Origin of the sequence: Mitsuaria sp. PDC51 (assembly GCF_900113225.1) — a bacterium.
Classification (GTDB): Bacteria; Pseudomonadota; Gammaproteobacteria; order Burkholderiales; family Burkholderiaceae_C; genus Roseateles.
In genome coordinates, this window is record NZ_FOZE01000001.1 from 381,083 (window position 1) to 395,021 (window position 13,939).

Here is a 13,939-nt window from a genome sequence, read left to right on the forward strand (position 1 = left end):
GAGTCGAGATGGCATCACGCTTCTGGTTGGCGCTCCAGGTGGGCGCGCTCTTCAGCCTGTCGGCCGCGGCCCAGGACCTCACCCTGACGCGGCTGGACTGCGGCAGCGGCAGCAACGACCCGCGACGCTTCAGCGACACCTACGCCTACACCGAGACCACCAAGCCCTTCACCTTCAGCTGCTACGTCATCCGGCATGGCAACGACGTGATGGTCTGGGACACCGGCTACCTGCCGGGCTCGGTGCCCAACGCCACCAACAAGCCGCTGGCCGACCTGCTGCGGCAGATCAAGGTCGAGCCCGGCGAGGTGAAGTACGTCGGCATCAGCCACTACCACGCCGACCACACCGGCCAGCTCGCCCCGCTCAGGAATGCGACCCTGCTGATCGGCAAGGGCGACTGGGAAGGCATCACCGCCACGCCGCCGATGAGCGGCGCCAACGTCAAGGGCTTCGCCGAATGGATCGCCGACAAGCGCAAGGTCGAGACGCTGAGCGCCGACAAGGACGTGTTCGGCGACGGCAGCGTCATGATCCTGCGCGCGCCGGGGCACACGCCGGGCCACTCGATGCTGCTGGTGCGGCTCAAGGAGATGGGGCCGGTGCTGCTGAGCGGCGACGCGGTCCACTTCCATGAGAACTACGAGCATGACGGCGTGCCCGGCTTCAACGACGACCGCGCGCAGACGCTCGCGTCGATCCAGCGCATGAAAGAGATCGAGAAGAACCTGAAGGCGACGGTCATCATCCAGCACGACCCGCGCGACATCGGCAAGCTGCCGGCCTTCCCGAACGCGGCGAAGTAGCCGGCGCCGCCGCGTCCCGTGAACCGGGCGCGATTACACGCGGGTACGGCCCTAGCATCGCGCGCATGACGCAAATTCCTTCCCGACGCCTGGTGCTGGGCGCGGCACTGGCGGCGCCGGCCGTGGTGGCCGCCGCTCCCGCACCCTCCAACAGCGCCAGCGCGACCGTCCTGCGCTTGGCGCCGGGCGCTCCCGGCTCGACACTCTCGCCGCGGCGCATCGACCAGACGCTGCGCCGCATGGTGGCCGACGGCCGCGCGGCAGGCGTGTCGGCCCTGGTCTGGCAAGCGGGCGTGGAGCGCTACTTCGGCGCCCACGGCCTGGCCGACGTGGAAGCGAAGCGGCCGATGGCCCGCGACACGCTCGCGCGCATCTGGTCGATGACCAAGCCGGTGGCGTCGGTGGCGCTCATGCGGCTGTGGGACGCGGGCCGGTTCCGGCTGGACGATCCGCTGGCAATCTACCTGCCGGAGTTCAGCTCGATGCGGGTCCATGCCGACGATGGCCGCGGCGAGCGGCCGGCCGAGCGGCCGATCCTCGTGCGCGACGTGCTGCTGCACACCGCCGGGCTGACCTATGCGATGGAGGACGGCGCCGCCGATCGGGCCTTCCGCGCCGCGAGCCCGTTCGAGCGCTCACCCGACCTGGCCGCCTTCAGCCGCGCGGTGGCCGCGCTGCCGCTGCGCCATGAGCCGGGCACGGCCTGGCACTACGGCACCTCGACCGACATCCTCGCCCGGCTGGTGGAGGCGCTGGCGGAGGAACCCTTCGATGCGCATGTGCGTCGCCATGTGCTGCAGCCGCTGGGCCTGCGGGAGACCGACTGGACCGCGCCGGCCGCGCTGCAGGACCGCATGGCCGCGACCTACCGCCTGTCCGCCGACGGCAAGCCGGAGCGCGAGCCCGACCAGCCCTTCACCTTCGCCAGCGGCGGCGCCGGCCTGATCGGTCCCATCGACGACTACCTGCGCTTCGCCCGGATGCTGCTCGGCGAAGGCGAGCTCGACGGCGTGCGGGTGCTGCGCCCGGCGACGGTGCGCTTGATGCTGGTCGACCACCTGGACCCGGCGATCACGCAGCGGCATTTCCTGTCGAGCCCGGGGCTGGGCTTCGGCTTCGGCGGCTCGGTGCGCATCGCGCCGCCGCTGCGGGACGAGCCGCCCGGCGCGGTGGGCGAGTTCTCCTGGGGCGGTGCCGCGTCGACGCTGTTCTGGATCGATCCAGCGAACCAGCTCGCGGTGGTGTTCTTCGCCCAGAAGCTGCCCTTCGACGACGCCCTGCATCGCGACCTGCGACGCGCGGTGTACGGCTAGGCCGCTCAGGGCGCGAGCTTCGTGAACACATCGTCGCGCGCCTTCACGAGCGCGTTGTGGCAGGCGAAGCAGGTCTGGTGCTGGGCCGCGTCGACGGGCTTGCCGTCGATGAAGCGGCCATAGCCCCAGCCGCCGCTGTCGGCGTAGCGCTTCGAATCCTTGACCATCACCTGCACCGTCGTCGGCGCGCCAGGCACCGTCGCGGCCGGGAACTCGGTGGAGCGCTGCCGCTTCCACGCCAGCTTGACCAGCATGGCGCCGTCGGGGAACGGCAGCTGGCCCAGTCGATAGGCCTTCATCGCGATCGGATTGCCGACCACGGCGCGCAATTCGTCGAGCGGCGCGTCCTCGGTGGCGACACCCACCATCTCCCATTGGCGATAGCCGTCGGGCAGCACCACGCCGTAGATCGGCGAGGCGGGTTTCGAGGGCTTGCCCTGGGCCAACGCGGGGAGCGCGCTGGCAGCGAGCGAAGCCAGGAGAAGCATCGAGGCGAGACGGTGGGCATGCATGTGGGTCTTCCAGGCAAGTGGGGCAGTGCCACGGATCAGACCAAATTCATCGCTGCCTGGGCATTGAACCTTGGTATGGGCAGAGCCTCGTCGTGATCGGCGTTCCGGGCGGTTGCATTCAAAAACCCGCTTGCTGTGAAAGCGCTTTCACAATCGGCCGATATTGCCTAGGATGCGTCCCGCCGGAGAGAAGTCGCGACCCTGGACCCGCGCCGCAGAGCGCTGGCCGGATCGCGCCGATCGGTGCCCTCCAGCACACCATCGACACCTCTTGGAGACATGAATGGGATTTCCGAACCGCATGGGTGCGCCGATGCTGCGCGCCGTCGCCCTGGGCTTGTGCGCGACTGCCGCCGCGCCGGCGTTTGCCAGCGTCACCAATCCGACCATCGGCCGCCTGTTGTGGTCCGAGGAATTCAACGGCGCGTCGTTGAACACCAGTGTCTGGACGCCCTATGACGGCAATGGCTGCCAGATCAACCTGTGCGGCTACGGCAATGCCGAGCTCGAGTACTACAGCCCCAACAACCTCTCGATCGCCGACGTGCCCTTTGAAGCCGGCACGCGCGCCCTGGCGATCCGCGCGCTGCGGCAGACCATCGGCAGCAATGAGTTCACCTCCGGAAAGGTCGATTCCTACGGCAAGGTGCAGGTGCAGTACGGAATGATCGAGATCCGCATGGCCACGCCGCAGGTCACCACCGGGCTGTGGCCGGCCGCCTGGCTGCTGGGAACCAGTCCGCAGGTCTGGCCGCGCAAGGGCGAGATCGACATCGCCGAGCTGGGCCATCGCGCCTCGGCCTGGGCCGCGGCGGGCGCGCCTTCGCCCGACCATTTCGTCGGCGCCAATGTGATCACCTGGTCGCAGGCGGCCTGCGTGCCGGGCAATGAGTCGTGTGCCGCCTCCACCGCCTGGCAGACCAAGAACTGGTACAAGCCGCAGGCCTCATTGGCGAATCGCTTCGTCAAATACCGCTTCTACTGGACCGAAAGCCAGATGCGATTCACCGTCGTCGACAACGACGGCGAACACGACATGTATGACGCGCCGTTGCCGGTGAACTCAACGGCCTTGCAGGCGCCGTTCTATCTGCTGCTGAACATGGCGGTGGGGGGCAACTTCACCGACGCGGCGACGCCCTCGCAGGTGAACGCGCCACTGCCCGCCACGATGTACGTCGACTACATCCGGGTGTATGAACTCGACGGCAAGGGCGAGGTGAAGCTGGGCAACCAGGTGGTGCCGGAAGTCGCCGGGAAATTCGGCGTGTTCACCGACAACACGGTGGTCAACAACAAGCTGGTCGCCGGCAGCACGTCCGACATCTTCCTGTGGAACGGCGCGTCGACGGCGGCCGGCAACACGCTGCCGTATGAGGGCGGCAATGTGATCGCGTGGAGCTACAACACGCCGGGGCAATGGTTCGGCGGCGGCATCCAGTCCCGCCAGATCCGCGACCTCACCAACTACCGCAATGGTCAACTGAAGTTCCGGATCAAGATCCCGGCCAACGTGTCCTTCAACATCGGCATTGGCGACACCTACACCAACCAGAACTGGGTGAACTTCCCGGCCAACACCACGGCATTTGGCCTGGTGCGCAATGGCGAATGGGCGACGGCGACGGTTCCTGTCTCGACGCTCATCGGACCGAAGGTCGCGCTGCAATCGATCGCCGACATCTTCATGTTCTCGGGCGACAACAACCGGCTGCCGACCTCGGCCTTCCAGTTCGCGATCGATGACGTGGTGTGGGAGTCCGGCACGACGACCCAGGAGCCGCCGACGCCGGCCGGCATCACCCAGCCGTCGGCGACCACGGTCAAGTTCACGGAGCCGACCGGGACCTGGGCCGACGTGCATTACACGATCAATGGCGGCGGCCAGATGAATGTGCGGATGCTGAAGGAAGGCAGTGGCAATGCCTACACGGTGACCGGGATGAAGCAGGGCGATGTCGTGCGATTCAACTTCACCTACTGGGACCCGGCCCGCAATGGCGCCTACGACACCGCGCTGCAAAGCTACACGGTGAAGTGAACACGCGGGATGAGGCGTCAGGGGATTGACGACGACTCGTCAGTCGACGATCTCCGCGCCCCATCCGTCGTAGACCACGCCATGGGTTTTCGCGAGCGCCTCGAATTGCGCCGACAACGCCATGAGCGCATCCAGGTCCGGAATCATGCGGCGGGCGGCGACCACCTGCCAGGTCGGCGCATCGTCCTCCGGACCGAAGATCCGCACATCGAAATCCAAGTCGGCCAGGGCGTGCGCGATCGACATCGCGGCGGCTTCTTCGGCGGCGTCGAAGGCGAATTCGGGGACGTGTGGCAAGGACAGATCCGCGCCGAGTTCAACCATCTGCGCCAACACCTTGGCGTCCGGATCGTCGTTGTTGACCAGGTGATCGAGGAGTTCGGGAGAAGTCGGCATGGGTGCAGCGGAGAGAGAGTGAGGAATGGCCTGCCGCCGTCGGTCGCGGCGGTGCGGGATCATCCCACGGCGCGATGAGTCGACGCCTTCGCTCCTTGGCGTCGTTTGCTCGCGCCGCGCAGAAGCCGGAGGATCGAGACGGGATCAATCGGCGTCCCGACTAACATCGCGCGATGGATCGACGCATCAAATGGTTCGCTTGGTTGGCGATCGCCGCTGGCATCGCGCTCATAGGCTTTGCCGTCCGTGACTTCACGGCGAGCGGCGATTACCCGCCGTCGGGTCTGTCTTGCCGGGCACTCTGTGGCCTGTCGCTCATTGCGGCTGAGTTGCTGGGCAATGAGATCGGCCAACGCGTGCTCGCGGGCCTGCAGCTGGCACTCGGCCTGTGCAGCGCGGCGCTCGGGGTCAAACTGATCAAGGGGCGATGAGGGGCGCTGCGGCATTTCACCCTGACTTCACCGCCGGCCTTCATTGGCTTCACGGCGAACGTCGAGACTCCAGGAGGACATCGACGGAGCGACCCATGATCATTCCTTCCCACTCCCGCTTGCCGGCCTGGCGCATCGCGCTGTGGGGCTTCGCCGCACTGGCGCTGCTCGCGCCGGGCGTGGCCATGCAATTCACCAGCGAAGTCCGGTGGGACCTGGCCGACTTCCTCGCATTCGGCGGGATGCTGCTGGTCGCCTGCGGGGCTTTCGAACTGGCCATGCGCCTGACCTCCCAGCGGCGATCGCGCTGGATCGCCGGCGTGGTCATCGCCGCCTTGCTCCTGCTCGTCTGGGCCGAGCTGGCGGTCGGCCTCCTTCATTGAAGGCGGCGGCGACCGCCGTCACCGCCGTGACTGTCAGGCCGCCGGGCCGTCAGGCAGCTTCGCGATGACCTTGATCTCGAACTGGAACCCGGACAGCCAGGTCACGCCGATGGCGGTGGCGGTCGGATAGGGCGCCTCGCCCCAGAACTCGGCGGCGATGGCCCAGGCGCGCTCGAAGTGGGTGTGGGGATCCACCATGAAGACGGTCACGTCGATGACGTCGTGGAAGCTGCAGCCCGCTGCCGCCAGGATGGCATTGAGGCTCTTGAACGCGAGGCGGACCTGCTCGTCCCGATCCGGCTCGGGCGATCCATCGGCGCGGCTGCCGACCTGACCCGACACGAACAGCAGCCCATTGGCGCGAATGGCGGGGGAGTAGCGGTGCAGCTCATAGAGCGCGTGACGATCGGGCGGGGAGACGACATCTCGAGTGAACATGACCGGCATTCCTTTGAAGCACGAATTGCGATGTGCTCACTGTAGGAATTCGCCGCCCGCCGATAAACCAGCGACTCGCACAATCACTGTTTGGGGTCGCCAAACAGTAAGCGGGAATGACCACCGTTCCGGCGCGTGCGCGCCATCGCCTACTCCTCCAACCGGAACGCCCCCGCCTCGAAATCGGCGATCGTCGCGCGCGCGGCGGCGAGCTGGGAGGCCGGCACCAGCACGCGCACGCCGCCGACGGCCGGCGAGAGCAGCGAGTAGTTCTGCACCATGTGCTCGTCCGCCAGGTGCGGCGTGAGCGCGGCGGACCGGAGCACGCCCATCAGCAGGTGGGCCTCGATGGGCGAGTCGCGCGTGGCGACACAGACGAAGTCATCGGAGCTGGCGTCGGCGCGGTCGGGCATGGGTCCTCCTGGGTTCCTCCCAAGGGCCGCAGCTTAGACCGCTTCCCGCGTGGGCGCATCCGTCGTCCGGAGCGCACCGCGCGCTCAGGCCGTCACCGGCGCCTGCGGCACCTGCGGCATCTGCCACTGCGTCCCCGGCGCATAACGCGCGATGTACTGCTGATGCCCCGGCATCTGCTGCACCGTCTGGTCGATGCGCGCCTTGATCCCGCCCAGGAAGCCGGCCAGCTCGCGGTCGCTCATCAGGTCGGCCGTCGGATGATGCTGCTCGGGCATCAGGCCCTGGCCCAGCATCACCTGGATCCACGAGTTCTCGGTGAACAGCTCATTCGGCCCGCGGAACACCCGGCCGCTCTCGCGGAACAGGTCCAGCCGGTGCTGCAGCGACGCCGGCACCGACATCTCGCGCAGGTCGCGCCACATCGGCGAATCGGTCCGCTGCTGCAGGTGGTAATGCAGCACGATGAAGTCGCGGATGTGCTCCAGCTCATGCCGCATCTGGGCGTTGTACTCGTCGACGTCGGACTGCCGGATCCCGTCCTTCGGGAACATCTGCAGCAGCCGGATCGCGCTGCGCTGGATCAGGTGGATGCTGGTGGACTCCAGCGGCTCCAGGAAGCCGCTGGCCAGGCCCACGGCGACGCAGTTGCGCTGCCACACCACGTCGCGCTGGCCCGGCTTGAAGCGGATCACGCGATGCGGCGTCAGCACCTCGCCCTCGATGTTGCCCAGCAGCGCCGCGCGCGCGGTGTCGTCGTCGGTGTAGCGGCTGCTGAAGACCACGCCGTTGCCGACGCGGTGCTGCAGCGGAATCTGCCACTGCCAGCCCCAGGGATGCGCGATCGCGCGCGTGTAGGGCACCGCGTCCCGCACCGACGCGGTCTGCAGCGCGATCGCGCTGTCGCAGGGCAGCCAGTGCGACCAGTCCTGGTAGCCGACGCCCAGCGTCTGCCCCAGCAGCACCGAGCGCATGCCGGTGCAGTCGATGAAGAGATCCCCTTCGACCTCGGACCCATCCTGCAGCTTCAGCGCGCGCAGGTCGCCATCGGGCCGCAGCAGCACCTCGGCGATACGGCCCTCGATGCGGCGCACGCCGAAGCCCTCGCTGAAGCGGCGCAGGAAGGCGCCGTACAGCGATGCGTCCAGGTGGAACGCGTAGTTGATGCCGTCGCCCGGCAGATGCGCGAAGCGGTTCTGCTGCGCCGCGCGCAGTTCCAGGCAGTAGTCGCCGTAGTCCGACGCCATGCCGCGCTCGCGGCCCTTCATCCAGAAGTGCTGGAAGCCGGCGGTCCAGTGGTCGATGCCGGTGCTGCCGAACGCGTGGATGTAGCGCGTGTCGGGGTCGCGCCATCCCTCGAACTGGATGCCCAGCTTGATGGTGGCCTGCGTCGCGGCCATGAACTCCCGCTCGTCCAGTCCGAGCAACTGGTGGAAGGTCAGCATCGTCGGGATCGTCGCCTCGCCGACACCGACCGTGCCGATCTCGTCCGACTCGACCAGGCGGATGTCCAGCTGCTTGCCCAGGTGCTTGGCGATGCAGGCGGCCATCATCCAGCCGGCCGTGCCGCCGCCGGCGATGACAACGCGTCGCACCGGCGAGCGGGGAACGGACGGGGTGGGGGGCGTGAAGCTCATGGCGTCTCCTCCATGTCGGGGGTCGGGCGGCTTCCGGCGCGACGATGCGGGCGTCCGCAAGGACGCGTCGCTCAACGCTGCCGGAGCCGCTGGATCAGGTGGGCGCGCAGATGGCCGGCGCCCTCGGCGGTGATCGGGGCCAGCGCATGGCGGGCATGCGCGGGGATGTGGGCCGAGGTCTGGCCGTCGGCATTGAACACGTAATGGTCGAAGATCCCCTGCCAGGCGCGGCGTTGCGGCGTCGGCAGGTCGCGCAGCGACAGCAGCGCCAGCATCAGCGCGAAGACCGGTGGATCCATGTGGGCCGGCGACTGCCGCCACCAGTAGTTGATCAGCACGTTGAACGCGTCCAGCGCCTCCACCTGGTGCCACCACATGCTGGGGATGTAGAGCGCGTCGCCCGGCTCGAGCTCGGCGACCTGCGCGTGCTCGAGCGCCGTCGCGAAGCGCGGGAAGCGCTCGAAGTCCGGCTGCTTGAGGTCGACCAGGCTGACCGGCTGGCCGGCCGGCGTGAAGTCGATCGGACCGACGTAGAGGTTGGGCAACTGCTCCGGCGGGAACAGCGTGAAGCGGCGATGGCCGGCCGCCACGCAGGCGATGTTGTCGGGCAGGTCGTAGTGCGGCGCGATGCGGCTGCGATTGCCCAGCCAGACGCTGGCCAGCGCCTCCGGCGCCGCCGTGCCGCCGGTCGCCAGCGAGGACAGGTCCAGGTCGTTGTGCGCGCGAAAGCTGGGCAGGCACTCGTCGACCGTCGTTGAGCCGACGTAGTAGCAGGGCGGACGCTCGACCTCGGCGAGCTGGAGCAGCTCCTCCATCAGCGCCGGCAGCGGCGCGTCGGCCCGGCCGAAGTTCATGCCGGTGAGGTCGTCGTTGTAGAAGATGCGGCCGTCGATCTCCGGCGGGCCGGTCATGATCGCCACCGGCGCGCCGCGCCAGCAGCCGTGCAGGTAGTCGACCGCGGCGCGGTCGGAGCGCCGCGCCTCCCGCACCATCGGCCAATGCGACACGAGGCCGCGCAGCACCACCGGCTGCGCGGCCTCGATCAGGTGGGAAGGAAGCCGACCCGGCACCAGGTCGTGGAGTTCTCGGATCGGCTTCATGCGGGCATCGCCCCCGGCGGGGTCAGAACTTGTAGCGGAGGCCCAGCATATAGCGGCGTCCCGTCTGCGTGACCGCGTATACCTCCTCCTTGGTCCGGCCATGCTGGCGCAGGACCGAATCGCCGAGGTTGATGACTTCGGCCTGCAGGCTCAGGCGTTCGCTGAAGTTGTAGCCCAGGCTGACGTCCACCTGCGAGTAGGGCTCGGTGAAGATCGGCGCCGAGCGGCCCAGCTGGTTGCCGTCGTTGACCGCGGCCAGGAACTTGTCGCGCCAGTTGTAGGCCACGCGCACGCTGAACTTCGCGTCCTCGTAGAAGCCCACCAGGTTGGCGGAGTCGCTCAGGCCCACCAGCGCGTACTGCTGCGCGAAGCTCATGTTGTCGTACTTGAGCCCCGACTTCACCTTGGTGTAGTTGGCCGCGACGCCGAAGCCCGAGTTCCCGAACGCGTGCTGCACGTTCAGCTCGAAGCCCTTCAGGCTGTTGGACTGCGTGTTGGCCGGCACCGTGATCTGGAAGTTGGCCACCGGATCGCCGGGCTGTCCGACGATGGTCCCCAGCGCATGGCCGTTGCTCTCGCCGGTCTTGGTCACGCCCGGCTGGCCGTTGTAGCGGTTGAGGATGTAGTCGCGGATGCAGGTGATGTCGCTGCCGCAGCCGCCGGTGGTCGAGGCCTCGTTGTAGTACGCGCCGCCGATCGGGGTGTGGAGGTTGAACGGGGTGGCGTTCTCGAGCGTCGAGCCGATGTAGTTGCTGATGTTCTTGCGGAACACGCCCGCCGCCACATAGCTGGACCGCGCGTAGTAGTACTCCAGCGAGAAGTCGATGTTCTTCGACTTCAGCGGCTTCAGCCCCGGGTTGCCCTGCGAGCCGGTGCCGCCGCTCAGGCGCGCCAGGTCGTTCAGCGTCTGCCCGCCCTGGATCGCGTCCCAGCCCGGACGGCCGATCGTCGTGCCGTAGCTGGCGCGCAGCTTGAGCTTGTCGGTCAGGTCGGCCTGGTAATCGATGTTGGGCAGCCAGTAGCTGTACTTGCCGTCCAGCGTCGTGAAGCCCGGGTCGCCCTTGAGCACCGTCAGCTCGTTGTTGGAGCCCCAGGTGATGCCGGTGGCGATCGGCACCAGCGCGCTGGAGGTGACCTTGGTTTTCTCGTAGCGCATGCCGACCGTGGCGCTCATCGGGACGCCCAGTTCCCACTCGCGGGTGTACTCGGCGTAGGCGCTGGTGGACTTCTCCGTCGTGCGGCGGTCCGTCGAGAAGACGTTGGACGCGAGGTACTTCGACGGATCGCCGTTGCCTTTGGCGGCCAGGTCGCGGACCGTCCCGAAGTCGAAGGTGTAGAACTGCGTGAACAGGCGCGGATCGCCGACGCCGCCGATCTTGCCGAAGAAGTCTCGCAGGTCCTGCGGGATCCAGACTTCGTCCGGGTAGTTGGCCGGGCCGTTGGCCACGCCACCCCAGTTGTCCAGCTGGACGTTGGCGTAGGCCGAGCGGTTCTTCGCCTTGGTCAGGCCGACGCCGAAGTCCAGCTTCGATTCGTCGCTGATCTCCCAGCTGCCGTTGATCTGCTGCTGGTCGACCTGCGCCTTCATGTAGCTGTTGCGGAAGGACGAGCCCGTCACCTGTTGCAGCGCCGCGTTGCGCGTCGTCGTCGGCATGATCAGGATGGGCAGGTCCTGGCTGAAGTCCACGCCGGTCTGGCCGCGGTTGAAGCTGGCCGTGCCGATCACGTTGTTGCTGCCCCAGGGGCTGTCGGCGCCCGACTCCGCCGTGGAGTGGTGGGCGTCGAAGCCGAAGCGCAGCTTGTCGGTGACCTTCCAGTCGGCGTTGAAGCCCAGCGACTTGTTGTCGTTCTTGGTCGCGAAGTCGGCGCCGCCCATGGACAGGTCGGCGTCGCCGTTGGCGATCAGCTCGGTGTAGTTCAGCGGCGCGGACACGGGGCCGGAGGTCCACGAGCTCGACGAGGGGCCGAAGCTGAACCAGGCCGACAGGTCGTTGCGGCGCGTGTGCACCTTGTTCTGCGAGACCGTGTAGTCCAGCGTCGTCGTCAGCGACTTGGTCGGCGCGAACTGGAACGTCAGCTGGCCGTTCGTGCGCTCGCGGCTGATGGCGTTCATGTTGTAGTTGACGTTCTGCGGCAGCGAGTAGACGTCGCTCGCGCCCGGACGGTTGGTGATCCGTTCCGAACCCGGCGCGCCCGGCAGCGGGATCGCGCCGTTGCCCGTCTCGTCGCCCTTGAAGGGCAGCCAGCCGTTGGGCACGCCGGCGCTGTTGTAGCCGGCGTCGCGCTTCTGGAAGCTGCCCGAGACCGACACGCCGAACATGCCTTCGCCGAAGGTCGTGCTGTAGATGCCCGACACCTCGGGCGTCACGCTGTCGCCCTTGATGTTGTCCGGCAGGCGCGAGTTGCCGCCGTCATGCACCGCCTTGACGCCGATGCTGGCGATGGTCTTCTTGGTGTCCAGCGGGCGCGCGGTCTTGATGTTGATCGTCGCGCCGATGCCGCCGGTCGGGGCGCTGGCGCGGCTGGTCTTGTAGACCTCCAGCGCGGCGATCGATTCCGTGGCCAGGTTGGCGAAGTCGAAGGCGCGCGAGTTCGACGGACCCGTGTCCGCCAGCGTCGAGGCCGGCATCTGGCGGCCATTGAGCAGCACCAGGTTGAAGTCGGGGCCGACGCCGCGCACGGTGACCTTGGAGCCTTCGCCCATCGAGCGGTCGATCGACACGCCCGAGATGCGCTGCATCGACTCGGCCAGGTTGGTGTCGGGGAACTTGCCGATGTCCTCGGCGACGATGCCGTCGACCACGCCGCGCTGCTGGCGCTTGAGGTTCAGCGAGGTGTCCAGCGACTGCCGGATGCCGGTCACGACGACGGTGTCGATCTGCGCGTCGGCGGTCTTGCGCTGGGCCTCGGACGCGGCCGCCTCGGGGGCCGCGGGCGCCTGCTGCGCGTGCGCCGCGGCGGCCAGGAACAGCATCGCGCAGGCCGCCGCCACCGGTTGGGGTTGCGGTCCGCGGCCCTGCCGCTGTCGGGTGGGGTGGACGTGTTTCATGTGTCTCCTTGTTGTCTCTCAGTCTTGGCCATGACCCACGTGCGACGGCGGGCCCGAGGGATGCAGGGCAAGCTGGATCCGGATCTCGTCGGGGCACGGCTTCGTTGGCCGTCGCCCCGTCTGTCCTTCGCTGCCAGGACGCTCCTTTCCGCGCCCCGGTGGGCGCGTGGCGGATCATCTTGAAAGCGCTTTCAGAATTTAACTGCTTCGGCTCCGGGTCCTCTACTGACTTTCCCTAGCGAGGGGTCCGCGCCACACCGGGCGCGGGGGTACTGCGAAATGGGGCGGCCGCGGCGCCCTGGCGGACGCCGGGCGGCGTGGCGCTTTCAGGCCGCGACGGGGACGGCGGGGCGCGCGTCCAGCGCGCGGGACTCGGCGTCGAAAGCCAGCGCGTGCCCGGCGCTGGCGATCAGGCGGACGCTGTCGCCGTCGTGCAGCGCGGCCGCGCCGGCGGGCAGCTTGGCGGTGAGCAGCTCGGGGATGCCGTCCACGCGCAGGTGCAGGATGGACACGTCGCCCAGGTGCTCCGCCAGCACGACGGTCGCTGGCACCGCGGCCACGTCGTGGCCGGCGGCGAGCTGCAGGTGCTCGGGCCGCAGGCCCAGGCGGGCCGCCGCCGGACGCGCGGCGCCGCCGAGCGCATCCCACAGCCGCCGCGCCGCGCCGGGCGCGTGCGCGGCCGGGCGTTCGATGAAGTTGATCCGCGGCGCGCCGAGGAAGCCCGCGACGAAGGCATTGGCCGGATGGCGGTAGAGGTCCATCGGCGCGCCGAGCTGCTCGATGCGGCCCTTGTTGAACACCGCGATGCGGTCGCCCATCGTCATCGCCTCGACCTGGTCGTGGGTGACGTAGATCATGGTCGTGCCGAGCTGCTGATGCAGCCGCGTGAGCTCGATGCGCATGTCCACGCGCAGCGCGGCGTCCAGGTTGGACAGCGGCTCGTCGAACAGGAACACCTTGGGCTTGCGCACGATCGCGCGGCCGATGGCGACACGCTGGCGCTGGCCGCCGGAGAGCTGCCGGGGCGTGCGCTGCAGCAGGTCGGTGATGCGCAGGACCTCGGCGGTGCGGCGCACCTGCTCGTCGCGCTCGGCGCGGCCGACGCCGGCCATCTTCAGCGCGAAGCCCATGTTCTCGGCCACCGTCATGTGCGGGTAGAGCGCGTAGCTCTGGAACACCATCGCCGCGCCGCGGTCGGCGGGGCGCAGGTCGTTGGCGCGGGTGCCGTCGATCAGCAGGTCGCCGCCGCTGATCTCCTCCAGGCCCGCGATCATGCGCAGCGTCGTGCTCTTGCCGCAGCCCGACGGGCCGACGAAGACCATGAACTCGCCGTCCCGCACGTCCAGGTCGATGCCCTGGATCACCTCGTGATCGCCGTAGCGCTTGCGGATGCCGCGCAGCGTGACTTGTCCCATGACGGTG

13 protein-coding genes are annotated in these 13,939 nt (G+C 68.4%); 5 read left to right on the top strand and 8 right to left on the bottom strand.

Translation table 11 applies throughout. The annotated features are described in order from the left end of the window. The first annotated feature begins 8 nt into the window (after positions 1-8). Both BM393_RS01680 and BM393_RS01685 read left to right on the top strand, forming a co-directional pair. On the top strand, positions 9-806 hold the full coding sequence (locus BM393_RS01680) for an N-acyl homoserine lactonase family protein (RefSeq protein ID WP_091720793.1): 798 nt from the start codon (positions 9-11) through the stop codon (positions 804-806). Between the two features lie 65 nt (positions 807-871). Then, positions 872-2,119 carry a serine hydrolase gene (locus BM393_RS01685; RefSeq protein WP_091720796.1) on the top strand — a complete coding sequence of 416 codons (1,248 nt, stop codon included), beginning with the start codon at positions 872-874 and terminating at the stop codon, positions 2,117-2,119. 5 nt (positions 2,120-2,124) lie between these two features. Here BM393_RS01685 and BM393_RS01690 read toward each other — a convergent pair whose 3' ends face one another. After that, entirely contained in the window at positions 2,125-2,631 is a 507-nt protein-coding gene (locus tag BM393_RS01690) for a cytochrome P460 family protein (protein WP_091720799.1), read from the bottom strand. Positions 2,632-2,914: 283 nt separating this feature from the next. Here BM393_RS01690 and BM393_RS01695 point away from each other — a divergent pair, with 283 nt between their 5' ends. After that, positions 2,915-4,672, top strand: coding sequence for a glycoside hydrolase family 16 protein (locus BM393_RS01695; protein WP_254783168.1), 1,758 nt, complete (start codon positions 2,915-2,917; stop codon positions 4,670-4,672). A 39-nt stretch (positions 4,673-4,711) separates the two neighbouring features. Here the strand turns inward: BM393_RS01695 and BM393_RS01700 are convergent, their stop codons facing one another. Continuing rightward, the gene (locus BM393_RS01700) at positions 4,712-5,068 is read right to left on the bottom strand and encodes a ribonuclease E inhibitor RraB (RefSeq protein ID WP_175538148.1); all 357 of its coding nucleotides are present in this window, start codon (positions 5,066-5,068) and stop codon (positions 4,712-4,714) included. 173 nt (positions 5,069-5,241) lie between these two features. On the opposite strand from BM393_RS01700, the gene BM393_RS01705 reads away from it, so the two are divergent. Both BM393_RS01705 and BM393_RS01710 read left to right on the top strand, forming a co-directional pair. Next, positions 5,242-5,499, top strand: coding sequence for a hypothetical protein (locus BM393_RS01705; RefSeq protein ID WP_091720810.1), 258 nt, complete (start codon positions 5,242-5,244; stop codon positions 5,497-5,499). Between the two features lie 95 nt (positions 5,500-5,594). Beyond that, positions 5,595-5,882, top strand: a complete 288-nt coding sequence (locus tag BM393_RS01710) for a hypothetical protein (RefSeq protein ID WP_141225194.1) — start codon at positions 5,595-5,597, stop codon at positions 5,880-5,882. A gap of 33 nt (positions 5,883-5,915) precedes the next feature. On the opposite strand, the gene BM393_RS01715 is transcribed toward BM393_RS01710, so the two are convergent. The 6 genes from BM393_RS01715 to BM393_RS01740 form a co-directional block, all read right to left on the bottom strand. Beyond that, positions 5,916-6,320, bottom strand: a complete 405-nt coding sequence (locus BM393_RS01715) for a RidA family protein (protein ID WP_091720816.1) — start codon at positions 6,318-6,320, stop codon at positions 5,916-5,918. Positions 6,321-6,469: 149 nt separating this feature from the next. After that, a complete protein-coding gene (locus BM393_RS01720; RefSeq protein ID WP_091720819.1) occupies positions 6,470-6,733 on the bottom strand; it encodes a DUF2007 domain-containing protein in 264 nt (87 codons plus the stop codon). Between the two features lie 84 nt (positions 6,734-6,817). Continuing rightward, positions 6,818-8,368 (bottom strand): tryptophan halogenase family protein, encoded by a 1,551-nt coding sequence (locus BM393_RS01725; RefSeq protein ID WP_091720823.1) that lies wholly within the window; start codon positions 8,366-8,368, stop codon positions 6,818-6,820. Between the two features lie 71 nt (positions 8,369-8,439). Next, positions 8,440-9,468 carry a cupin-like domain-containing protein gene (locus BM393_RS01730; protein WP_091720826.1) on the bottom strand — a complete coding sequence of 343 codons (1,029 nt, stop codon included), beginning with the start codon at positions 9,466-9,468 and terminating at the stop codon, positions 8,440-8,442. A 22-nt stretch (positions 9,469-9,490) separates the two neighbouring features. Beyond that, complete coding sequence (locus tag BM393_RS01735) at positions 9,491-12,517, bottom strand: TonB-dependent receptor (protein WP_254783169.1); 3,027 nt, start codon at positions 12,515-12,517, stop codon at positions 9,491-9,493. A 326-nt stretch (positions 12,518-12,843) separates the two neighbouring features. Further along, positions 12,844-13,932, bottom strand: a complete 1,089-nt coding sequence (locus BM393_RS01740) for an ABC transporter ATP-binding protein (protein ID WP_091720829.1) — start codon at positions 13,930-13,932, stop codon at positions 12,844-12,846. Between the last annotated feature and the right edge of the window lie 7 nt (positions 13,933-13,939).

Bases quoted from the DNA above. Each gene is read 5' to 3' on its own strand.
- BM393_RS01720 (WP_091720819.1), bottom strand. From the start codon at position 6,733: ATGCCCGACCGCGCCGACGCCAGCTCCGATGACTTCGTCTGTGTCGCC.
- BM393_RS01705 (WP_091720810.1), top strand. From the start codon at position 5,242: ATGGATCGACGCATCAAATGGTTCGCTTGGTTGGCGATCGCCGCTGGC.
- BM393_RS01690 (WP_091720799.1), bottom strand. From the start codon at position 2,631: ATGCATGCCCACCGTCTCGCCTCGATGCTTCTCCTGGCTTCGCTCGCT.
- BM393_RS01740 (WP_091720829.1), bottom strand. From the start codon at position 13,932: ATGGGACAAGTCACGCTGCGCGGCATCCGCAAGCGCTACGGCGATCAC.
- BM393_RS01710 (WP_141225194.1), top strand. From the start codon at position 5,595: ATGATCATTCCTTCCCACTCCCGCTTGCCGGCCTGGCGCATCGCGCTG.
- BM393_RS01695 (WP_254783168.1), top strand. From the start codon at position 2,915: ATGGGATTTCCGAACCGCATGGGTGCGCCGATGCTGCGCGCCGTCGCC.
- BM393_RS01685 (WP_091720796.1), top strand. From the start codon at position 872: ATGACGCAAATTCCTTCCCGACGCCTGGTGCTGGGCGCGGCACTGGCG.
- BM393_RS01700 (WP_175538148.1), bottom strand. From the start codon at position 5,068: ATGCCGACTTCTCCCGAACTCCTCGATCACCTGGTCAACAACGACGAT.
- BM393_RS01735 (WP_254783169.1), bottom strand. From the start codon at position 12,517: ATGAAACACGTCCACCCCACCCGACAGCGGCAGGGCCGCGGACCGCAA.
- BM393_RS01680 (WP_091720793.1), top strand. From the start codon at position 9: ATGGCATCACGCTTCTGGTTGGCGCTCCAGGTGGGCGCGCTCTTCAGC.
- BM393_RS01730 (WP_091720826.1), bottom strand. From the start codon at position 9,468: ATGAAGCCGATCCGAGAACTCCACGACCTGGTGCCGGGTCGGCTTCCT.
- BM393_RS01725 (WP_091720823.1), bottom strand. From the start codon at position 8,368: ATGAGCTTCACGCCCCCCACCCCGTCCGTTCCCCGCTCGCCGGTGCGA.
- BM393_RS01715 (WP_091720816.1), bottom strand. From the start codon at position 6,320: ATGTTCACTCGAGATGTCGTCTCCCCGCCCGATCGTCACGCGCTCTAT.